The organism is Pseudoalteromonas sp. T1lg48 (assembly GCF_002964785.1).
GTDB lineage: Bacteria > Pseudomonadota > Gammaproteobacteria > Enterobacterales > Alteromonadaceae > Pseudoalteromonas.
Map to the genome: position 1 here is coordinate 1 of NZ_PQCC01000002.1, position 21205 is coordinate 21205.

Consider the following 21205-nt stretch of genomic DNA (forward strand, 5'->3'; position numbering starts at 1 on the left):
GCCCACACAGATGACTGCTGCATATTTTTAAAGAACGTTTCGAGTTGCTTTCGCGTCTCGAGGGCTGCGCATTCTACTCAACCCTGATTTGTTGTCAACACTTAATTTTGAGAAAGTTTAAAGTTTCTTAAAACTCAGTTTTACTTGACTCAACCTTCACCTCGTTCAGCGCTATTCGTTGCTGTCCGCCGTGTCGGTGGATGCGCATTATAGGGAGAAACGATTTCGACGCAACCCCTTTTTTGAAGAAAATTGCGAAAAATAGCCTTTTGCGTATCAATTGATTAATAAGCACCCAAAACCGGATGTTAAGTAGCCAAATTCTGGCCTTGTTATGATTCTTCCGTGGCAGGACTACTAAGTATTGAACAACTGCGGTAAAGATCAAGGTAGGAATCTAAAAATAATAACGGCGAGTCTAAGCTCGCCGTAGTCATATCTATACCTATATATGTAGGTACTCAAAAATAGCCCTAGTAAAGAATGCTATATAGTTTTCTGCGCGACGCCGCCGCCAAGGCATCCCCCTCTGGTAGGCTGGCGATAATATCAAGGTAGAACTTCTTCGCATCGGCAAAGTTAAGATCTTTCTTTAGCACTAAAAATAAAGTTTCGAGCGCTTCTGCTTTACGGCCGGCATCATTAAAAGCCACCGCCAGTTTCACCTTAAGCTCTAAATTATCGCCTTGCTGCTCAATTTCCTGCTGCAATGTGCGGATCTCAGGAGAGTCTTGTGCCTGCTCTGCTTGCTCTAGTTTTGCTTTGATATTGTTGTAGTAGGCATCCTGCTCCGCCAGCGCTATGGTATCAAGTAAAGCTTTTGCATCCTCTAACTTATGTATTTGAATACAGATATCGGTTAGTACCAGTTTGATTCGGGCATTCTGAGGATCTATTTCATAGGCTTGCTTGGCATATTTAAAGGCATCATTCAGGTTGTCTGCTGCTAACGCCGCTTTGGCCTGCTGTAATAAAGCATCTTCCGGCTGTGGCAGATGCTTTTGCAATGCTTCTTTTATTTGTTGCTCGCTTTGCGCGCCCGGCAACATGTCTACCGGGGCCCCACCTTTTAATAGCACTAGGGTAGGTAATGCCTGCAGACCAATTTGCTGTGCCAACTGACTGGCCAAGGCTTGCTGAAGGTCACAGTCCAGGGTAGCAACGATAAGATGCTGCTGATATTGCTGCGCTAAACCATCGAGAATACGTGCCTGCTCTTGGCATTCATGGCTTTGCGCCGAGTAGAAGCTCAAGGCAACGATATTGTCTTCGGAAGTTTGTCCTAAAACCTGCTGAATATTTTCAGCAGTAAGTTGAATTTGATTCGTCATGGTTAAGTTGCCATCTATTTAGAATTAGGCTTTGATATGGAGTCAAAGATCACAATTACAAGTGTAAGGAATATTATGGGTTTTCTGCAAAATATGACAATAGCGAGCACGGCGTTATTATTAACCACGGCATTGCCCGCCGGCGCCGCTATTAAGGTTAACGAACGCTTGCCCGAGCTGGAAAAGCTCTATTTGGACTTACACCAATCCCCGGAGCTATCCTTACAAGAACAAAAAACCGGTGAAAAAATAGCGAGTCAATTAAAGCGCCTTGGCTTTGAGGTCACCTCTGAGGTGGGTGGGTATGGCGTGGTTGGACTGCTGAAAAATGGTGATGGCCCTACTATTATGATCCGCACCGACACCGACGGTTTACCCATTACCGAACAAACCGGTGTTTCCTATGCTTCTAAGGTGAAGGTACTAAATGAAGACGGCACTCAGGTCGGCGTGATGCACGGCTGTGGTCACGATATTCACATGACCAGCTTTATTGGCACCGCCGAGCACCTGGTCGCCCACAAAGACCAATGGCAAGGCACCCTAATGATGGTGGCTCAACCCGCTGAGGAGGTCGGTGCCGGCGCCAAAGCCATGTTAAACGAAGGACTCTTTAGCCAATTTGCCAAGCCGGATCATATTTTAGCCCTGCATGTCAGTGCCAGCGTCCCCGCGGGTAAAGTTGCATTAAAGCCCGAATACACCATGGCCAGCGTCGACTCCGTTGATATTCATGTCAAAGGCAAAGGCGGCCACGGTGCTTACCCGCATACCACTATCGACCCTGTGGTGCTCGCTTCTCGTATCGTGCTGGCCTTACAAACGATCACCAGCCGCGAGCTCTCTCCTCTTGAGCCTTCGGTAGTCACCGTAGGTTCAATTCACGGTGGTAGTAAACACAATGTTATTTCCAACGAGGTCAAACTCCAGCTGACATTACGCAGCTATAACCCGGCGGTACGCGAACAACAGATTGCGGCGATTAAGCGCATTACCGCGGGTATTGCCGCCAGTGCCGGGCTTGAAGAATCACTTTACCCTGAAGTGGTGGTTCATGAGGCCGAGTCTATTCCCTCGACCTACAATAACCCGGAGCAAACCGCTCGCGTCACCCAGGCCATTAAAGCGGCCATTGGCGCCGATAATGTTGAGTTGACCGAGCCAGTCATGGCCGGTGAAGACTTTGGTTTATATGGCCGTACCGAAGACAAGCTGCCTATTACCCTATTCTGGCTAGGTGGTGTAAACCCGGATACTTATAAGAAGGCAATGAAAAACAATACCCAGTTGCCGTCATTGCATTCGAGTAAGTTTGCTCCGGATTACCAAAAGGCGATTCCAACAGGGGTCAACGCCATGAGTAATGCAGCATTGGCCTTGTTTAATGGAAATTAAGCCTGAGCTTTACTGCTTTTCGGGCGCGGGCTCTTTCTTCTCGCGCCCTTAAACTTCCTTTTTACCTGACTCTTGATATGTGAAAACTGACGACTGTCACAGTTTTTTGCTTCTTCTATTAATGCCCCTAGTTGCCCAACCAAGGGCTGCATAAAATCATCGTACTTAAGCTGTTTCTCTGCAATTTTTGCCAAGGCCATTTCCCAATGAGCGGTCATGTCCGGTGTTGAAAGGGTGTCAGGCAAGGCATTGAGCAGCGCCACACCCGTTTCTGTGGCAACAATGGTCTTGCCACTGCGAGCAAGGAAGCCGCGGGTAAACAATAACTCGATAATGCTGGCGCGGGTCGCCTCTGTACCCAGGCCATCGGTTTCCCGCAGCACCTTACGGATATCCGGGTCTTTCACATAACGGGAAATAGCGGTCATCGCTGCAAGCAAGGTGGCATCGGTAAAATGCGCCGGTGGTGTGGTGTTTTTATCTAAACGCCGCGCATCCTCGCACAGTACCTGCTGACCCAGGCTTAAAGGCGGTAAGCTAGGCGCTTCTTTTTCTTCTTTATTAGGCAACAACACCTTAAAGCCGCGCGCTATTTCTTCTTTGGCCTTGGTGCTGAACTTGCCGCCGGCTATCTCTGCTTCCACATCGGTTTGATGGTAACGGTAGGCGGGCATAAATTGCATCACGTACTGGCGACAGATCAGCTCGTACACGCGGCGCTCCGTCTCTGTGAGCTGCGCCGACGTCTTTTTATTGGTCGGCACTATGGCATGGTGGGCGGCAACCTTGGCATCGTTAAAGCAACGTGCTTTTTTTGTGGGATCCGCGGTAGCAAGCTGCTCTTTGGAAAACACGCCGTTGGCAATCACACTTTCGATGATTTTAGGCGCTTGCTGGAAATGATCCTTAGGCAGATACCTATTATCCGAGCGTGGATAAGTGATCAAGGTATGCTTTTCATAAAGACTTTGGCAAGTATCAAGTACCGCTTTGGCTGGTAACCCGAAGCGCTTGGCGGCATCGATTTGCAATGCCGACAGGTTATAAGGCAAGGGCGCCTGCTCTTGTTTTTCTGCCCTTTTTACCTGGGAGATCACACCTTGCTGACCCTTGATACGAGAGATAACGTTGTCGGCCAGGGCTTGAACTAACACCCGACCTTGCTCATCCTGATAAGGCCGACAGGCTTCGCTGGGCTGCCACTTTAATGCAAACCCCTGTCGCTCTTGGGTGCGCATCAGAGCCTCAACCTCATAGAAAGGCTTGCTGACAAACTCCTTGATTTCCTTATCCCGCGCTACAACCAAGCCAAGGATCGGCGTTTGCACCCGGCCGACGGAGAGCACGCCCTTATAGCCGCCTTTTTGACCCGCCAGGGTATAGGCACGGGTGAGGTTCATGCCAAACAGCCAATCGGCACGCGAGCGCGCCAAGGCCGAGACGCTGAGTGGAATAAATTCCGCGTTGGCACGTAATTGCCCCAGCGCTTTTTTCACCGCCGGTAAGTTTAAGTCGCTGATCAGTAATCGCTGGATGCTTTGCTTTTGGGCCGCGCTCAATTTAGCCTGGGAAATCACTTCATCGACCAACAGCTGCCCTTCCCTGTCGGGGTCGCCGGCATGCACAATCACAGATGCTTGCTTGATCAGCTTTTTGACCAAGGTAAGTTGCTTGCGGGTTTTAGTCTTGGCTTTGAGTTGCCATTGCTGTGGCACTATGGGCAGGTGCTGTATTTGCCACTTTTTATAGGCCTCATCATAATCATCAGGCTCTGCTTGCTCTAACAAATGGCCGATGCACCAGGTAACACAATCGCCGTTGCCCAGCTCTATATAACCGTCTTTTTTGTTATGAGGTTTAGGCAAGGCGGCGGCGATGGCACGCCCCAGGGAAGGTTTTTCAGCGATATAAAGCTTCATAGCAAAATAACTGTTCATCCATACAGTAAGAAACAGTGTAGTGCAAAACCCTTGCTGAAGAAAGCTTAATTGGCGGCGGTGGGCTTAGCGCGAGCTTTTAACCAATAAACAATGGGTAAATAGCAAAGCACTATGGTGGCGATATTGATGATGGGGATAATCGTTTTGAACAGGTAAGCACTGTTGTAACTTAAATCCCATAGGTGTCGGTCGGCTAAGCGCCACATTTGCAAAAAAGGCACCGCAACAACAATCAGCTGGCCCATGATGCTTTGCCACAGGTGGACCTTACCGCGTACGCCCCAATATGCAATGATGGCCATCCAGGTGATGTCATTACCTGCCCAAATAACATAGCGCCAGAACTTTTGCGTATCCCAGGAGAATATCCATTCGTGGATCAGCGCGCCGTATAAGAAAAAGCCGGCGGTCAGCAGCGCAAAGCGGATGCCTTTGGCATCTTTAATAATGGCAAGAACAATGATCGCCGGCACTATCAGTGCCGCCGAACTGTTATTGAGAAGCAGAAGAAAGTCTTCGAACCAATCTGGCATAGGTAGGCCTTAGGTAAACCTTAGGTAAACCTTAGGTACACCGTAGGTACGCCTTTGTTAGCCCTGAGGCTGCTTATGTTCTTGATCCTGACCCTGATCGTCTTCGTGGTCGGTTTTGTCATCAGAGCCACCGCCATTACCCGGCATATAAGCAAACTTGTTTAAAATAGCCATTCCTTCTCCTATTGTTTGTTTCTAATTCGTAAACTAGGCATAAAATAACGAATTTTTTCAACAAGTGCCAATACTTACTGTACTACTTCTATCGGCTCCGACTCTTTCGCCTTACCCTGCATAATGGATATTTCTACGCGACGGTTACGCTTACGGTCTTCGTCGGTTTCATTGGGCACCAGAGGCCGGGTATCGGCATGACCGACCACCACCATGCGGTTTTTATCGAAACCCTCTACCTTTTGCATCTCACTGGCAACGGCTACCGCTCTCTTGGCACTGAGATCCCAGTTATTGGTATAAAGCTCATTGGCGACCTGAAAATCATCGGTGTGACCGGAAACGGTGATCTCCCCGGGCACATCTTTGAGCAAGCGGGCAATGTCATGCACTATGGGCTTAAACTGCGGCTGCAAAAACGCGCTGCCTGATGGGAAAGAGCCATTTTCACGAATACGAATGATGATCTGTTGACCAAGGGATTCCAGCTCGATGGCACCATCGATAATTTGTTGCTCCAGCTGCTGGGCTATTTTCTTCACCAGCTCGTTGACCCTTTCTTGATCCGCCGTGGCAATCGCCTGCTGTTGTTCTTGTTGCTGTTCGGTGCTCGAAGATTCACCGCCACGCTGATCGCCACGTTGCTCCTGGCGACCACCGGCCGAGTCTTCATCACCGGCCTGGAACTCCAGCATTTGCTGGGTCATTTCCGTTGTTTGCTGCTGAATGGTTTCAATGGGGGTAGGTTCCGGTCGCCCGGGCTTAAACTCCATGGCGATCACACTGGTGCCCTTGGGGATATCTTTCACTTCCAGCTTATTTTGCACCCCGAAGGCAAACTTCATCGACCCAGCGATCTGCTTAAACTTCAGTACATCCATTTCCGAAAACGCCAGCAGCAGCACGAAGAAACACATCAACAGCGACATCAGATCGGCAAAGGTCCCCATCCACTGGGGTAACCCGGGAGGAGGACACTTACAAGGTTGCTCGTCGGACATACTCATTCCTCGCTCATGCCTCGGTATCTAACTGACGCTTAGACTCGGCAAGGTAATTCTTTAAAATGCCCTCGATCACCTTGGGGTTTTGACCGTCTTGAATTCCCAAAATCGCATCGAGGATCAGGCGCTGATTAAGCTCTTCTTCGTCTTTACGCAACTCCAGCTTAGACTGGATGGGAATGGCGATCACGTTCGCTAAAAAGGCACCATACAGGGTCGTTAACAAGGCCACCGCCATGGCCGGGCCAATGGCCTTGGGGTCATCCATATTAGATAGCATGGCCACCAGGCCGATAAGGGTGCCTATCATGCCCATGGCGGGGGCGATATCGCCGAGCGCTTTAAATAAACCGGCGCCCTGCTGATGACGCGCCGAGGTCAGCATAATGTCTTTTTGTAAGGTGGCACGTACCACATCGGCATCATGACCATCGACCAGCATGTCTATGCCCTTACGCATAAATTTGTTGCTGATATCCGCTTCTTCCAGCGCCAAGAAGCCGCCTTTACGGGCCGAATCCGCCAGCTCTACGGCTTTTTCAATCAGCTCATCCGGCGACTCTATTTTAAACATAAAGGCCTTGCCGGCCACCTTACCAATGGCAAAGAACTGCCCCATGGTGTAATTAGCAAGAACAATAAACAGCGAGCCACCAAAAACGATCAGTACCGACGGGGTGTTGTAAAACATACTTACATCGCCACCGAGTACCATAGACATGACTACAAAGCCTATCGCCCCGAGAATACCAATAATGGTTGCTAAATCCACACGTCCTCCACCCACAGTTACTGCATTGTGCACCTCTTTGAGCTCGGCTCGGGTGCTCAATACCAATTTTATTAATGTCTTGCCCAATCTAGCGAGCCAAACACAAGACTAGCTAGGTTAAAAATTATTCATACAGAGCGACTGTATGTCATAATTTTCGCCTTGTTATCCCGAGTGTTTATCTGTCGCTATAACTGCTCACTTCATCAATGCAATTGGTATAAAAATTTGCCGCTATTATAAATACTCTTAGGCTATCGGCAACTGACGCAATTACTTAACCCTTTTATTTAAAATTCTGCGCATCAGGGCGGGCGAAAATCATCACCGCCTTTGACCTGGTCACGGAATGCCCCTAAAATTGGCGCTCTTAGTAATTCAGTAACGAGAGCGCAGGCAATGGCCCAAAAAAAACCAGAAAACCTCACCTTTGAGGACGCAATCAACGAACTGAGCCAAATTGTCACTGAGATGGAACAAGGCGATATGCCCCTGGAACATTCTTTAAAGCAGTTTGAACGTGGTATCAGCCTGGCCAATGCCTCGGCGCAAAAACTGGATCATGCACAGCAAAAGGTGAGCATGCTGATGAGTAATGATCTCGATGCCGAATTAACGCCTATGGACACTCAAGAGTAATAGTCACTGTGGAATTAAAACAAGCCTTAGCACAAGCGCAACAAGACGTAATTCATACCCTAGAAAACTATTTCCACAGCCAGCAAGACGCTCAACCTCGGATCCTCTCGGCCAGCCAATACAGCGTACAAAATGGCGGTAAACGACTGCGCCCATTTTTGGTTTATTGCGTCGGCACAATGCTCGGTGCCAATAAGGACGATCTCGATAAGGCCGCCGCGGCCATCGAGTGTATCCACAGCTATTCCCTTGTTCATGATGACCTGCCAGCCATGGACGACGATGAATTACGTCGCGGTCGGCCCACTTGCCACATAGCTTATGATGAAGCCCATGCTATTTTGGCCGGCGACGCGCTGCAAAGCATCGCCTTTGAATTGCTAAGCGCTAACGACTTTAACATAGACGCCAGTGCGCAAATCCGCCTGGTACAAAGCTTAAGCCGCGCCGCCGGCTTACTCGGCATGGTGGGTGGCCAAGCCTTAGATATCGCCGCGACAGGCAAAAGCATCAGCCTAAGCGAACTTGAGCAGATACATAATGCTAAAACCGGAGCGCTGTTGAGCTGCGCTATCGAGCTTGGTTATTTGTGCGCCCCCAAAGGCGACAGCAACACCGAAGCAGCACTTCAACAATACGGCAAGGCTATCGGCCTGGCGTTCCAGGTGCAAGACGACATTCTGGATATTGAAGGCGATACCCAGACCCTGGGCAAACCACAAGGCTCGGATGTGGCCGCCAACAAAGCAACCTACCCGGCCTTGCTTGGCTTAGAGGGCGCTAAAGCCAAACTACAGCAACTCTATGACGAGGCCATTGCCGCCCTCGACAGCCTGCCCTATGACACCAAGATGCTGGCGCAACTGGCGCAATACATCATCGCCCGAGATCATTAAAAATTACTACAGATGGCCGTGCCCGTTTTGATATACTCGTGCCATCGCAGTGAAGGATAATAAAACGCATGAATTTGGATAGTAGCAAGTATCCCCTTTTAAATCAGGTTGATAAGCCTGCACAACTGCGCGACCTAGCACAAGATAAGCTCGGCGCGTTTAGCTATGAATTGCGGGATTACCTACTGAACTCCGTATCACAAAGCAGTGGTCACTTTGCCTCAGGTTTAGGCACGGTTGAGCTGACTGTGGCGTTGCATTATGTCTATAACACGCCGTTCGACCGCTTGATTTGGGATGTTGGTCATCAGGCCTACCCGCATAAATTGATCACCGGTCGTCGCGAGCAAATGCACACCATCCGCCAAAAAGATGGCCTGCACCCCTTCCCATACCGAGGTGAAAGCGAGTACGACACTTTTAGTGTGGGTCACTCAAGTACCTCTATTTCTGCGGCACTGGGCATGTCTATTGCCGCGCAAAAAGAAGGCAAAGGACGCAAGACCGTGGCCGTAATCGGCGACGGTGCCATCACCGCAGGCATGGCCTTTGAAGCCATGAACCATGCCGGAGACGTGAAGTCAGATATGCTGGTTATCCTCAACGACAACGAGATGTCTATCTCAGAAAACGTCGGCGCCTTGAACAATCAATTCGCCCGTATTCTTTCCGGTAGCTTTTACACCAATATTCGTGAAGGCGGCAAAAAATTGCTCTCCGGACTGCCACCGGTGAAAGAGCTGGCCAGTCGCATGGAAGAACACCTAAAGGGCATGGTGATCCCCGGCACCTTCTTTGAAGAATTAGGTTTTAACTACATCGGCCCCATCGATGGTCATGACGTTAATATGCTGGTCGACACTCTGCGCAATATGCGCAACCTTAAAGGACCCCAGTTACTGCACGTAAAAACGCAAAAAGGTAAGGGTTATAAGCCTGCCGAAGCCGATCCTATCGGCTATCATGCGGTGCCTAAATTCGATCCCAGCGAAAGCGAGCTGCCCAAGTCTAAACCCGGTGCGCCAACCTTTTCCAAGGTCTTTGGCGACTGGCTATGCGACATGGCCGCCGAGGACAGCCGTTTAATGGCCATCACTCCGGCAATGCGTGAAGGCTCGGGCATGGTGCGCTTCTCGAAGGAGTACCCACAGCAATATTTTGATGTCGCCATTGCCGAGCAGCATGCGGTGACCCTGGCCGCCGGTTTTGCCTGCGAGCAATTAAACCCCGTGGTGGCGATTTATTCGTCTTTCTTACAGCGCGCCTATGATCAGCTGATCCATGACGTGGCACTGCAAGAGTTACCGGTCTTATTCGCCATCGACCGTGCCGGTGTGGTCGGCGCCGATGGTGAAACTCACCAGGGCACCTATGATTTAAGCTTCTTACGCTGCATTCCCAATATGGTGATCATGGCTCCGGCCAACGCCAATGAATGCCGTAATATGCTTTATACCGGCCATAAGCTAGATAAACCCGCTGCGGTGCGCTACCCCCGTGGCAGTGCCGGCGAAGGTGAATTCGATGCGCAAATGCAGCAGCTGGAAATAGGGAAAGGCCGTGTTCTGCGTCAAGGCAAGGGCGTGGCTATACTGTCTTTCGGTACCCTACTGGAATATGCCGAGCCGGCCGCGGAAGCCCTGGATGCCACCTTGGTAGACATGCGCTTTGTTAAACCGCTGGATACGGCGCTTATCGATGAACTCGCGGCAACCCATGAGCACCTGGTGACCCTGGAAGACAACGTTATTGCCGGTGGTGCAGGCTCCGCGGTGAGCGAGTACCTGGCGCAAAGCAAGCAGCTTAAGCCAGTACTGCACTTAGGCCTGCCCGATGTCTTTATCAAGCATGGAACGCAGCAGGAAATGCATGCCGAGCTCGGCCTGGATAGCGCCGGCATAGAGCGACAAATTAAAGCCTGGTTGGCTTAACTAATACAAAGTCGAAAAAGGAGCGATATCGCTCCTTTTTTTATGTCTTTTTCTAGAACTAGCTAAACCTAGCTAGCGCATCCAAATCTTTATATCCGCCAACGAGGTACTTTGCAGGGTCGCTATCTGCTCGTCGAGGTTCTCGCTTTGCTCGAACTCAAAGGCATCGAGCTGATCATCAAACTCAATATGGGCACAGCCATCACCGCCGCGCTTTTTCACCTGGTGTAAGGCGATATCGGCAAGATTTACCGAGGTCTCCCAACCGATCACCTGGCCGCCCAGCAAAGGCATGGGATAGCAAGACCAGCCCAGCGAGGCGCTGAGGTTAATCTTTTTCCCATTGGGGAGCAAAAAGCCCTTGTTCGCTATGGACTTACACAGGTTTCGAGCAAACAGATTGACCTGATCCAGCTCAAAGTCACGAAGCAGCAATAAGAACTCATCGCCGCTCCAGCGCGCCACATAGTCCGATCCTTGCGTACAGGAGTTAAGCAAGGTAGCCATTTGCTGCAGGCAACTATCACCGCTCAGTGGCCCGTAGGCATCGTTGATCCGCGAGAAGTTATCGATATTGACTATAACCAGTACCAAGGCTCGGCCCTGCTGTTGCAAGGATTCCGCATTGCGCTGATAGTGCTCAATATCCTTAGGCAGCTGGTCAAATAAGAAACGGCGGCTGCGCAGTCCGGTAAGCTCGTCGGAATGGCTCACTAGCTTTAACTGAGAGTTCACCTGATTCAGCTTGTCGTTGGCTTCGCGCAGCTCTATGGTGCGCTCTTCAACCAGGCTTTCCAACGCCGCCTGCTTACGGCGCTCCTGCGCCCTAAAGACCCACAGCAGCAGATACAAGATAAAGAAGAAGCAAGAAACGATCAGCAAACGGAAATAAATGGTTTCATCGAACCGACGGGGCACGGTAAAGGCGTACTCGGCGCTGCTGGCCTCTTGCCAGCTACTACTGGTGCGCTTGGCCTCAAGCTTAAAGGTAAAGGGCCCAGGCGGTAAATTGGTATAAATGGCTTCGCGACGATGGTTGGCATAGCGCCAGTCATTATCCAAACCCTGTAACTGATAACGAAACTCCACTTCCGCCGGCGCATAAAAATCGATGGCGGTGTAACTGATGGTCAGGTCGCGCTCATCGGTATCAAGCACCGGGTTTTTACCCAAGGCACCGGTAAACAAGGTGCGTCGTGGTGTGGCGATGCTTTCCACCTGAGGCGCCAATGCATCCTGGCCAAACAACTGCACGCTCTTCGGAATTTCCACCACCCCTTGCAGGCTGGGGTACCAAATCGAGCTGCCATTATCGGCGACCGCATCATGACCTAAACCGGCACAACACTGGCTGGCCTTACCGTCTAATTGGCGGTCGTAAGAGGAGATCACCTGCTCCACCTGCAAGTTGCCAATCTCATCGGAGAATTGGCCCACCGGCATGCGGTACACCCCTTTCATGGTGCTGACCCAGACCCTTTCTAGGTCTTTGTCGTAGTGCAAACTAAAGATGGAGCCGTAAGGTAAGCCGTTGGAGACATCAAGCTGATGCCAACGCCCCTTGGTACTGCGGTAGAACAAGCCGTCATTGAGTGAACCAACCAGGGTGCCCACCCCATCTATTTCCAGGATACTGGTGACATAAGCGCTCTCCAGGGCGGTATTATCACCGGCACGCTCTATGCCTTTATCGGAGAAGATATAACCGCCCTGACTGGTACCAATCAAGCCATACTTCCCCTTATCCACGACAAAGGTAATAAATTTACTGTCGAGTACCGCATTATAGGTAAAGGGAGTCAGGCCATTGTAGCCGAGGCGATACATGCCCCGACCGGTACCAAACCAAAGCCCACCGGCGCTGGCCTCGCTAATGGCGAACACCGGATTAAGGCGCAGCTCACGGGCATCTATATTGAAGAGTTCTTCGTTTTCAAAATACAACACGCCGCGGTCGGTGGCGATATACAGGCGATCGCCGACAAAGTGCAAATCGTGCACGGCACTGCGTCTGAGCTTGGCGCGGGGGATGCGATTGACGAAGTTATTGTCCTGATCGAAATAGCCAACCCCGGAGCGGTTGGCGACCCAAAGTTGCCCCTTGGGAGAGAGCGTCAGCGCCATCACCGCTTCGGTCATGCTTGACAGTGCATTGTGACGCTCTACCCTTCCGGCATGAGCTAACCACAGGCCTTCACTGAAACTGGCGAGCCAAATATTGTTTTGATCGTCGCGGTAAATATCGGAGAACCAGATACTCTGATCCAACGCCGCCGGCTCAACCCACTGCCACTCTTTGGAGTTATCCCGATACAAAAGTCGGCCATAGGTGGAGATCCAAAGCGCCCCATCGGAGTCGCTCATAAACTTATAAACGGCTGCGTTACTGGCGTTTGGCAAAGCAAAAGGACGTAATTCGTCATCGATATCGAGGAAGTAAGCACCGAGCTCGGACGCCAGATAAAGGGTGCCTTCAAGCCAGGCCATATCATGAATAATGGTTTGTGCCAGGCGCTCGGGCAAGGTCACCCGGGCGGTGATTTTTAAGCGCAGTCGAGATGACGAGGACGACATATTGGTTAAACGTAACAGGTAGTTTTCACTGACCAGCCAGACCCCTTGCGGCGCCAGCGCCATCTTGCTCACCGAAATCTGATTGATGGCGGTTAAGCGGCTTTGCATACGGCCGCTGCGGCGGCGCTGCTCTTCATCAAGGTGAAAGGCAATTTGGTTACGTTCAATATAAAACAATTCATTGGCGGCGACCCAAATATTGCCCTTGTCGTCCTGCAATATGTCGCGCACCGGACCGCTGATACCAAACTGAAAGTAGTTCATGGAATCCGGATCCAGGACCGAGACCCCTTTTTTGGTGCCGATCCACAGCAAACCTTCTTTATCTATCAGCAGCTTGTTAATGGCATTGCTGTTTAAAAAGTTACTGTTTTGTTCGTTAAAGTTGGTGAAATGATCGCCATCAAAGCGACTGAGACCGAATTGGGTGCCGACCCAGATATAACCCTGGTTATCCTGGGTCACACTCTTTAAGGATTGCGACGGCAAACCATTACGGGTATTCCACTGTTTAACGACATAATCGGTAATCGATGCCGACGCCGTTGACGTGATCAGCGTCGCCGCCAGCAGCAAAAGTGACTGTAAAAACCGCAGCAATGTCACACCCATGTTCAAAACTTATAGTCCAGGCAAATAACCTACTTTAATTAACGCCTGTAGGCAAATGAGAGAGCAGATCCCAGCCAAAATATCATCGGCCATGATCCCCAATCCGCCATGCAAGCGCTTATCCAGCATGCGAATAGGGCCAGGCTTGGCAATATCAAAGAAGCGGAACAATAAAAAGCCAACCACCAGGGTTTGCCAATTCAGCGCCGCGCCTATCATGGTGATATAAAAACCGGCCACTTCATCCCAAACGATCGCCGGGTGATCGTGTACACCCAAGTCATCGGCTGTTTTACCACAGGCCCATATACCCAGCACAGAAATGACAACGGCAAAGACCAGCTGTAGCCACAGCGGAAAGTTCATGGTCATAAATATAAACGGCAGGGCGGCAAAGGTGCCTACCGTGCCCGGCGCCTTGGGGCTTAAACCAAGACCAAAGCCAAGACCAAAGAACTGGTGACCGCGGCGCAGATTATAGGTGTTACTGGCCATGCTTAACATGCGTCTTCCTCGGCAAAGTGTTCAAATCCCATGGCGCTGATATCGAGCTTGTGCTCGCCATCAAAGACTTCGATTTTCCCTTCACCACCGCGGATCTGACCGATGCACACGGCATCGATACCATATTGATTGAGCTTGTTATCAAGCATCGCCTTGTGGTTTTCCGGTACCGTATACAGAAGTTCATAATCGTCGCCGTAAGCCAATAGATAAGGCCACTTGGCCTCGCCTTCGATACTTTGTCGGAACGCTTCCGTGGTTGGGATCTTATCGGCCTGTATGGTGGCGCTGACTTGTGACATCTCGAGGATGTGTTTTAAGTCCGCCAGCAAACCATCGGAGATATCAATGGCGGCACTGGCATAACCGCGCAATACCTGCCCCGCGGCAACGCGCGGCGTTGGGTATTCAAGCTTGTGAGTTAATTTTTTCAACCACTCCGGGTCGATGTCGAGGTGTTGCTTACGCGCTTCCACCGCCAGCCCAGCATCTCCGAGCGGACCGGTGACATAAATCCAGTCACCCGGTTTGGCACCGCTACGAGTAATGGCCTTACCTTTAGGAACCGTACCCTTGGCGCAGACGGTCACCGTAAGTGGCCCTTGGGTGGTATCGCCACCTATTATCTGCACGTTGAAATACTCGGCGATTTCATGCATGCCCGCGGTAAACTCTTCCAGCCATTGCATATCGGCATGAGGCAAGGTTAAAGCCACCGAGACCCAAGCCGGCTCGGCGCCCATGGCGGCCAAGTCGCTGAGGTTCACGGCGATGGCGCGATGTCCTAAAGCCCGTGGAGGAATGTCCTCAAAGAAGTGCACGCCACAAACCATGGTGTCTGTGGTCACCGCTAATTGGCTGTTCTCCGGTACGGTGACGATAGCGCAATCATCCCCTATCCCCAAATTGACGTCGCGACGAGTGATGCCACGGCCTTTGAAGTAGCGATTAATTAATTCAAATTCTTGCATACACAAAAAAGCCGGCCTGGGCCGGCTCTCCTTGTTGTCAGGTACTTAACTACGCAGTTCCTTGACCGCCTTATCAAGCACGCCATTAACGAATTTATGGCTGTCATCGGCACCAAATGTTTTTGCCAACTCAATGCCTTCGTTAATCGCCACTTTATAAGGTACGTCTTCACGGAATTTTAACTCGTAAGCGCTTAGACGTAGAATGGCTTTCTCTACCATATCAATGTCTTCGTATGGACGCGTTAGGTGCGGAGCTAAAATGGTGTCCAACTGTTTAAAGTTAACGGCCACGCCACGTGCGAGATCTTTAAAATACTCCACATCGACCTTAGATACGTCGTTCTCAATCAACATATTCTGTTCGATGTCGGCAATGGCATTACCACTCATTTGCCAAGAGTAAACGGCCTGGAGGGCCAATACGCGCGCTTTGCGTCTAGCTGCTGGTTTCACTGTGAACCCTTAAATTTTGTCTAAAACATTAACCATTTCTAGGGCACTTAGTGCAGCTTCGCCACCCTTGTTGCCCATTTTTGTACCGGCACGCTCAATGGCCTGCTCGATGCTTTCAGTGGTTAATACCCCAAAAGCAACCGGTACATCGTATTCTAGCGATACTTGCGCCAGACCCTTGTTCGACTCACCGGCAACCAGGTCGAAATGTGGTGTGCCACCACGAATAATTACGCCAAGGGCGATAATGGCATCGTGCTCGCCTTTAGCGGCAAGGCGCTTAGCCACAAGCGGTAACTCAACGGCGCCCGGTACATAAACCACGGTGATGTCGTCGTCACTGACGTTGCCAGTGCGCTTTAACTCATCCACCGCGCCATCAAGTAGGCTGCTGCCAATGAAGTCATTAAAACGTGAAATCACGATGGCAAATTTTTTGCCCGGTGCAAACTTGTTACCTTCAATAATTTTCATCTATAAACCTTAATTGATATTGCCAACGCGTGATGCGGGGCGAACTAGGGGTATCGCAAAATTGCCGCGCATCATACCATAACTGAAAAAAAATAGCTGCTTATTCTGGCTGTACGTAATCAACCACTTCAAGGTGGAAACCCGACAACGCGTGATACTTCTTCGGCATACTCATCAAGCGCATCTTGGTAATGCCCAAATCCGCTAAGATTTGTGAGCCAATACCTACGGTACGCGATGTGCCTTGAATCTTACGATGATTCGCCTGCTTACCCTCATCTTCCATAGCAAATGCCTTCACCATGGCTTCGATGTCTTCGCTGCACTCTTGTTTGCCTAAGATCACCAAGACCCCGCCCTGCTCGGCGATATACTTCATGGCCTTGGAAAGCGTCCAGCTGCGATCAGCACCGCGATCGGAAAGCAGAATATCATTAAAGGTGCTTTGTAGATGTACACGCACCAGAGTTGGGTCGGTAATTTCGCCCTTGACCATGGCGTAGTGCAACTGGCCGTCGATGGTGTCCTTGTAAGTCACCAGCTCGAACTCGCCATATTCCGTTGGCAGCTTACACTGCGCCACCTTTTCTATGGTGGTTTCATTAAGGTTACGGTATTCAATCAGATCGGCAATGGTGCCCATCTTAATGCCGTGCTCTTTGGCGAACACTTCCAGTTCCGGGCGACGAGCCATGGTGCCATCCGGATTAAGGATTTCCACAATCACGGACGAAGGCTCAAGACCCGCAAGACGAGCTAGATCACAGCCTGCTTCGGTGTGACCGGCTCGCGTTAATACGCCACCCGGCTGCGCCATAATCGGGAAAATATGACCTGGCTGAACTATGTCTTCAGCAACCGCGCCTTTGGCCACGGCGGCCTGTACGGTACGGGCACGGTCGGCGGCGGAAATACCGGTTGTCACACCCTTGGCTGCCTCGATAGACATGGTGAAGTTAGTCGAGAACTGAGCGCCATTGTTTTTAACCATCAGCGGCAGGGCCAATTGCTCGCAACGCTCCTGTGTCAGCGTCAAACAAATCAGGCCTCGGCCATAGGTCGCCATAAAGTTAATCGCATCAGCACTGATGTGCTCGGCGGCAATAATCAGGTCACCTTCGTTTTCACGATCTTCATCGTCCATCAAGATGACCATTTTGCCATTTTTAATGTCTTCGATGATCTCCGCTGCGCTATTCAAACTCATATCTTGCCCATTATGTGTTATTTGATAAATCCAGCCTGAATGAGCAGGCTTTCGGATACTGTTGATTCTGCTTTCGGAGCTTGCGCTCCTTGAATAAGGCGCTCCAAGTAACGCGCTATTTGATCGACCTCGAGATTGACCTTAGTGCCAACCTGAAATTCGGCGATCGTTGTTTGTGCCAGCGTGTGCGGCACAATCGTTAATTTAAACTGGTTACCGTCGATTTCATTGACGGTCAAACTGGCGCCGTCGATGCACACCGAGCCCTTGTAGGGAATGTACTTCATCAGCGCTTCTGGCGCCGCCAGCCAATATTCGATGGCGCGGGCATTAGGGCTGACCTTGACCACCTCAGCAATGCCATCCACATGGCCGGAAACCAAATGTCCGCCCAAGCGCGAAATCGGCTGCAGAGCCTTTTCTAAATTGACCCGCTGGCCACGCTGATAATGCGCAAAACGGGTCAGTGACAGGGTCTCTTTTGACACATCGGCACTAAAGCCATCGCTGAATTTTTCGGTGACCGTTAAGCAGACGCCATTGGTGGCGATGCTATCGCCAAGCGCCACATCACTCATGTCTAAGTTGTCACTTTGTACGCGCACGCTAAGGTCGCCATCAACCAAGGTGAGGGAGCTGAGTGTGCCCGTTGCTTCAATAATGCCTGTAAACATGGCTATTCTACTCTAAGTTGTTCTAAGGTAAGGCGAATATCCTCACCAATTGGGGTCATATCGCTAAAGTGCATGGTCGGCACCTGCGCCATTGCCGTAAATGGGCCCATATTTAACAGCCCTTTGGCATCGCTGCCCATTAATTTTGGCGCAATATAAACAATGTAGCTATCAATGAGTTGCTGCTGTGCCATGGCACCAGCCAGGGTCGCGCCCGCCTCCAGCCAGACGGAGTTAATTTCGCGCTGCGCCAGCTGTGCAAGCAAGGCATCGAGATTGACCTGGCCATTTTCAAGGCCATCGCACACCAACTCGGTTACATTGTTGGGCCACACAGGCGGTTTATCAAGCTCTTTGGGTTTAACAGCTGCTGTGCTTGAGCGCACTAATAATATCTCGCCTGGCTGTTGAAAAAGCGCAAGATCTGGAGTCAGCCGATAACGGCTATCTAAGATCACCCGCAGCGGTTGGCGCACCTGTGGCAACACATATTCGCTACGCTGGCTGTCGTCCAGGCGCACATTAAGCTTGGCATCGTCCACCAATACGGTATCGGCACCGCTTAAGATGGCGCAGTGCTGGGCACGCAATAGGTGCACGTCTTTACGCGCCTCGGGGCCGGTGATCCACTTACTCTCACCATTGGCTAGAGCGGTTTTACCATCGAGGCTGGCGGCCAGCTTACAGGTGACATAGGGACGTCCGCTACGCATGCGTTTTAAAAAGCCCAGGTTTAACTTCTCGGCTTCTTCACCAAGCAAGCCGGATGCGACCTCTATACCCGCCTCGGCGAGCATCTTCATGCCGCGGCCACTGACCTGCGGATTAGGGTCTTGCATGGCGCAAATGACTTTTGCCACCTTGGCCTTGATCAGGGCGCCGGCACAGGGGCCGGTGCGGCCGGTGTGACTACAGGGCTCAAGCGTAACATAGGCGGTGGCGCCTTGGGCATTATCACCCGCCGCCGCCAGGGCATGCACTTCGGCATGCGGAGTACCCGCCTGTTGGTGAAAACCTTCCCCTATTACTTGGCCATTTTTAACCAGAACACAGCCGACATTGGGATTGGGTGTGGTGGTGAATCGACCTTGATAAGCAAGCTCAATGGCTCGGCGCATATAGCGCTTATCGTCCGCACTGAAGATCATCTTAGTCTCCTAGGCGGGCGATTTCTTCACCGAATTCACGGATATCTTCAAATGAGCGATAGACGGAGGCAAAGCGCACATAAGCAACCTTGTCTAAACCTTTCAGCGCTTCCATAATGCACTCGCCAATCAGTTGTGAACTGACTTCACGTTCACCGGTGGCGCGAATTTGTGACTTGATTTGATGCACCACTTCATCGACTTGTTCTGTTTTTACTGGTCGACGCTCTAACGCGCGGTGCAGGCCATTTTGCAGCTTGTCTTCATTAAAAGGCTCACGGGAACCATCACGCTTGATCACGCGCGGCATCACCAACTCGGCTCCTTCGAAGGTGGTAAAACGTTCGTGACAATCATTGCATTCGCGACGACGACGAACTTGGTGGCCACCACCGACCAGGCGTGAATCAATAACCTTGGTGTCTTTAGCGCTGCAGAAAGGACAATGCATAGTGAATGGGATTCCTGTAGATAACAAAAAGGCCGCAAAAATTGCGGCCTTTATCATACACAAATGTTTGTGTAATAGCTATTTCACACTGTTATGCGTAAACAGGGAACTTAGCGCAAATGGCTTTCACTTTTTCTTTCACTTGTGCCTGAACATCTGTGTTATCGATGTTATCAAGTACGTCACAGATCCAGCCCGCTAGCTCTTTCGCTTCGGCTTCTTTGAAACCACGACGAGTGATAGCTGGAGAACCGATACGTAGACCCGAAGTTACAAACGGTGAACGTGGATCGTTTGGTACCGAGTTTTTGTTTACCGTGATGTTGGCATTGCCAAGAGCGGCATCGGCATCTTTACCTGTGATGTCTTTATCGATCAAATCAAGAAGGAACAGGTGGTTGTCGGTTTTACCCGATACTACCTTGTAGCCGCGCTCTTGTAGTACTTCAACCATGGCTTGAGCATTAGCAACAACTTGCTGCTGGTATGCTTTAAATTCAGGCTGCAGTGCTTCTTTGAAAGCAACCGCTTTAGCTGCGATTACGTGACATAGAGGACCACCCTGACCACCTGGGAATACGGCGCTGTTTAGCTTTTTGTAGATCTCTTCATCGCCACAGTTAGACACGATTAGACCACCACGAGGACCGGCTAGCGTCTTGTGCGTTGTGGTTGTTACCACGTGTGCGTAAGGCACTGGGCTTGGGTATACGCCAGCGGCAATAAGACCGGCCACGTGAGCCATATCAACAAACAGGTACGCACCTACTTTGTCGGCGATTTCACGGAAACGTTTCCAGTCAACGATACCTGAGTAAGCAGAGAAACCACCGATGATCATTTTCGGCTTGTGCTCAAGCGCTAGCGCTTCAACCTGATCGTAATCGATTTCGCCTGTTGCTTCGTTAAGACCGTACTGGATTGCATTGTACATCTTACCTGAGAAGTTTACGTGTGCACCGTGAGTAAGGTGACCACCGTGCGCCAGGCTCATGCCTAGTACCGTATCGTGTGGCTGAAGAAGTGCCTGGAAAACAGCGGCGTTTGCTTGCGAACCGGCGTGCGGTTGTACGTTTGCGTACTCGGTGCCGAATAGCTCGTTAGCACGGTCAATGGCCAGTTGCTCAACCACGTCAACATGCTCACAACCACCGTAGTAACGCTTACCAGGGTAGCCTTCTGCATATTTGTTGGTTAGTTGTGAACCCTGCGCTTCAAGTACGCGTGGGCTACAGTAGTTCTCAGAGGCGATTAGCTCGATGTGCTCTTCTTGGCGAGCTACTTCTGCGTTCATCGCATTGGCTAATTCTGGGTCAAAGTCTGCAATGTTCATGTTACGTTCTAACATGCTGTCTCCTAGGTGCAACGTGATTGTCGATATGAAAGGCCGCTATTGTACGCGTAAACGGCGCGTTTGCCTATTGGCTAAGGGTGAGGTTATTTAAACAGGGATTGAATTTTTTTCACAGCCCTAAAAGAATGATATTTTTTAATCTCACACATAAATATTTTAAATAAA

19 protein-coding genes are annotated in these 21205 nt (G+C 50.7%); 4 read left to right on the forward strand and 15 right to left on the reverse strand.

Features of this window, described 5'->3' with window-relative positions:
- Positions 1–473: 473 nt before the first annotated feature.
- Positions 474–1331, reverse strand: coding sequence for a tetratricopeptide repeat protein (locus C2M29_RS01810; protein ID WP_105188110.1), 858 nt, complete (start codon positions 1329–1331; stop codon positions 474–476).
- 75 nt (positions 1332–1406) lie between these two features.
- Between C2M29_RS01810 and C2M29_RS01815 the strand changes: the two genes are divergently transcribed.
- On the forward strand, positions 1407–2726 hold the full coding sequence (locus C2M29_RS01815) for a M20 metallopeptidase family protein (RefSeq protein ID WP_442792528.1): 1320 nt from the start codon (positions 1407–1409) through the stop codon (positions 2724–2726).
- On the opposite strand, the gene C2M29_RS01820 is transcribed toward C2M29_RS01815, so the two are convergent.
- From C2M29_RS01820 to pomA, 4 genes are all read right to left on the reverse strand, one after another.
- Entirely contained in the window at positions 2723–4645 is a 1923-nt protein-coding gene (locus C2M29_RS01820; protein ID WP_105188608.1) for a DNA topoisomerase III, read from the reverse strand. The genes C2M29_RS01815 and C2M29_RS01820 overlap by 4 nt on opposite strands.
- A 65-nt stretch (positions 4646–4710) precedes the next feature.
- Positions 4711–5199, reverse strand: coding sequence for a hypothetical protein (locus C2M29_RS01825; RefSeq protein WP_105188111.1), 489 nt, complete (start codon positions 5197–5199; stop codon positions 4711–4713).
- 248 nt (positions 5200–5447) lie between these two features.
- Positions 5448–6374, reverse strand: coding sequence for a flagellar motor protein MotB (locus C2M29_RS01830; protein ID WP_105188112.1), 927 nt, complete (start codon positions 6372–6374; stop codon positions 5448–5450).
- Between the two features lie 13 nt (positions 6375–6387).
- On the reverse strand, positions 6388–7149 hold the full coding sequence (gene pomA / locus C2M29_RS01835; protein WP_105188113.1) for a flagellar motor protein PomA: 762 nt from the start codon (positions 7147–7149) through the stop codon (positions 6388–6390).
- A gap of 399 nt (positions 7150–7548) precedes the next feature.
- Here pomA and C2M29_RS01840 point away from each other — a divergent pair, with 399 nt between their 5' ends.
- The 3 genes from C2M29_RS01840 (at position 7549) to dxs (ending at position 10615) form a co-directional block, all read left to right on the forward strand.
- On the forward strand, positions 7549–7788 hold the full coding sequence (locus tag C2M29_RS01840; protein ID WP_105188114.1) for an exodeoxyribonuclease VII small subunit: 240 nt from the start codon (positions 7549–7551) through the stop codon (positions 7786–7788).
- Between the two features lie 8 nt (positions 7789–7796).
- A complete protein-coding gene (gene ispA / locus C2M29_RS01845; RefSeq protein ID WP_105188115.1) occupies positions 7797–8684 on the forward strand; it encodes a (2E,6E)-farnesyl diphosphate synthase in 888 nt (295 codons plus the stop codon).
- A 68-nt stretch (positions 8685–8752) separates the two neighbouring features.
- The gene (dxs, locus tag C2M29_RS01850; protein WP_105188116.1) at positions 8753–10615 is read left to right on the forward strand and encodes a 1-deoxy-D-xylulose-5-phosphate synthase; all 1863 of its coding nucleotides are present in this window, start codon (positions 8753–8755) and stop codon (positions 10613–10615) included.
- A 72-nt stretch (positions 10616–10687) separates the two neighbouring features.
- Here dxs and C2M29_RS01855 read toward each other — a convergent pair whose 3' ends face one another.
- The 10 genes from C2M29_RS01855 to glyA all read right to left on the reverse strand — a co-directional run bounded on the left by C2M29_RS01855 (position 10688) and on the right by glyA (position 21034).
- Positions 10688–13801, reverse strand: a complete 3114-nt coding sequence (locus tag C2M29_RS01855; protein WP_105188117.1) for a diguanylate cyclase domain-containing protein — start codon at positions 13799–13801, stop codon at positions 10688–10690.
- Between the two features lie 9 nt (positions 13802–13810).
- A complete protein-coding gene (locus C2M29_RS01860; protein ID WP_105188609.1) occupies positions 13811–14296 on the reverse strand; it encodes a phosphatidylglycerophosphatase A family protein in 486 nt (161 codons plus the stop codon).
- 2 nt (positions 14297–14298) lie between these two features.
- On the reverse strand, positions 14299–15276 hold the full coding sequence (thiL, locus tag C2M29_RS01865) for a thiamine-phosphate kinase (RefSeq protein WP_105188118.1): 978 nt from the start codon (positions 15274–15276) through the stop codon (positions 14299–14301).
- Between the two features lie 45 nt (positions 15277–15321).
- A complete protein-coding gene (gene nusB, locus C2M29_RS01870; RefSeq protein WP_105188119.1) occupies positions 15322–15732 on the reverse strand; it encodes a transcription antitermination factor NusB in 411 nt (136 codons plus the stop codon).
- Positions 15733–15741: 9 nt separating this feature from the next.
- Positions 15742–16206 (reverse strand): 6,7-dimethyl-8-ribityllumazine synthase, encoded by a 465-nt coding sequence (gene ribH, locus C2M29_RS01875; protein ID WP_105188120.1) that lies wholly within the window; start codon positions 16204–16206, stop codon positions 15742–15744.
- A gap of 100 nt (positions 16207–16306) precedes the next feature.
- A complete protein-coding gene (gene ribBA, locus C2M29_RS01880; RefSeq protein WP_105188121.1) occupies positions 16307–17413 on the reverse strand; it encodes a bifunctional 3,4-dihydroxy-2-butanone-4-phosphate synthase/GTP cyclohydrolase II in 1107 nt (368 codons plus the stop codon).
- 17 nt (positions 17414–17430) lie between these two features.
- A complete protein-coding gene (locus C2M29_RS01885) occupies positions 17431–18087 on the reverse strand; it encodes a riboflavin synthase (protein WP_105188122.1) in 657 nt (218 codons plus the stop codon).
- Between the two features lie 2 nt (positions 18088–18089).
- Positions 18090–19235: a bifunctional diaminohydroxyphosphoribosylaminopyrimidine deaminase/5-amino-6-(5-phosphoribosylamino)uracil reductase RibD gene (gene ribD, locus C2M29_RS01890; RefSeq protein WP_105188123.1), complete on the reverse strand. Its 1146-nt coding sequence runs from the start codon at positions 19233–19235 to the stop codon at positions 18090–18092.
- Position 19236: 1 nt separating this feature from the next.
- A complete protein-coding gene (gene nrdR / locus C2M29_RS01895) occupies positions 19237–19686 on the reverse strand; it encodes a transcriptional regulator NrdR (RefSeq protein ID WP_105188124.1) in 450 nt (149 codons plus the stop codon).
- A 91-nt stretch (positions 19687–19777) separates the two neighbouring features.
- A complete protein-coding gene (gene glyA / locus C2M29_RS01900) occupies positions 19778–21034 on the reverse strand; it encodes a serine hydroxymethyltransferase (protein WP_105188125.1) in 1257 nt (418 codons plus the stop codon).
- Positions 21035–21205: the final 171 nt, after the last annotated feature.

What these genes read in the sequence shown, in the direction of transcription:
- C2M29_RS01815 (WP_442792528.1), top strand. Translation starts at nt 1,407, where the DNA reads ATGGGTTTTCTGCAAAATATGACAATAGCGAGCACGGCGTTATTATTA.
- C2M29_RS01820 (WP_105188608.1), bottom strand. Translation starts at nt 4,645, where the DNA reads ATGAAGCTTTATATCGCTGAAAAACCTTCCCTGGGGCGTGCCATCGCC.
- C2M29_RS01885 (WP_105188122.1), bottom strand. Translation starts at nt 18,087, where the DNA reads ATGTTTACAGGCATTATTGAAGCAACGGGCACACTCAGCTCCCTCACC.
- thiL (WP_105188118.1), bottom strand. Translation starts at nt 15,276, where the DNA reads ATGCAAGAATTTGAATTAATTAATCGCTACTTCAAAGGCCGTGGCATC.
- nrdR (WP_105188124.1), bottom strand. Translation starts at nt 19,686, where the DNA reads ATGCATTGTCCTTTCTGCAGCGCTAAAGACACCAAGGTTATTGATTCA.
- C2M29_RS01825 (WP_105188111.1), bottom strand. Translation starts at nt 5,199, where the DNA reads ATGCCAGATTGGTTCGAAGACTTTCTTCTGCTTCTCAATAACAGTTCG.
- glyA (WP_105188125.1), bottom strand. Translation starts at nt 21,034, where the DNA reads ATGTTAGAACGTAACATGAACATTGCAGACTTTGACCCAGAATTAGCC.
- dxs (WP_105188116.1), top strand. Translation starts at nt 8,753, where the DNA reads ATGAATTTGGATAGTAGCAAGTATCCCCTTTTAAATCAGGTTGATAAG.
- C2M29_RS01855 (WP_105188117.1), bottom strand. Translation starts at nt 13,801, where the DNA reads ATGGGTGTGACATTGCTGCGGTTTTTACAGTCACTTTTGCTGCTGGCG.
- C2M29_RS01810 (WP_105188110.1), bottom strand. Translation starts at nt 1,331, where the DNA reads ATGACGAATCAAATTCAACTTACTGCTGAAAATATTCAGCAGGTTTTA.
- C2M29_RS01830 (WP_105188112.1), bottom strand. Translation starts at nt 6,374, where the DNA reads ATGTCCGACGAGCAACCTTGTAAGTGTCCTCCTCCCGGGTTACCCCAG.
- ribH (WP_105188120.1), bottom strand. Translation starts at nt 16,206, where the DNA reads ATGAAAATTATTGAAGGTAACAAGTTTGCACCGGGCAAAAAATTTGCC.
- ribD (WP_105188123.1), bottom strand. Translation starts at nt 19,235, where the DNA reads ATGATCTTCAGTGCGGACGATAAGCGCTATATGCGCCGAGCCATTGAG.
- C2M29_RS01840 (WP_105188114.1), top strand. Translation starts at nt 7,549, where the DNA reads ATGGCCCAAAAAAAACCAGAAAACCTCACCTTTGAGGACGCAATCAAC.
- ribBA (WP_105188121.1), bottom strand. Translation starts at nt 17,413, where the DNA reads ATGAGTTTGAATAGCGCAGCGGAGATCATCGAAGACATTAAAAATGGC.
- C2M29_RS01860 (WP_105188609.1), bottom strand. Translation starts at nt 14,296, where the DNA reads ATGGCCAGTAACACCTATAATCTGCGCCGCGGTCACCAGTTCTTTGGT.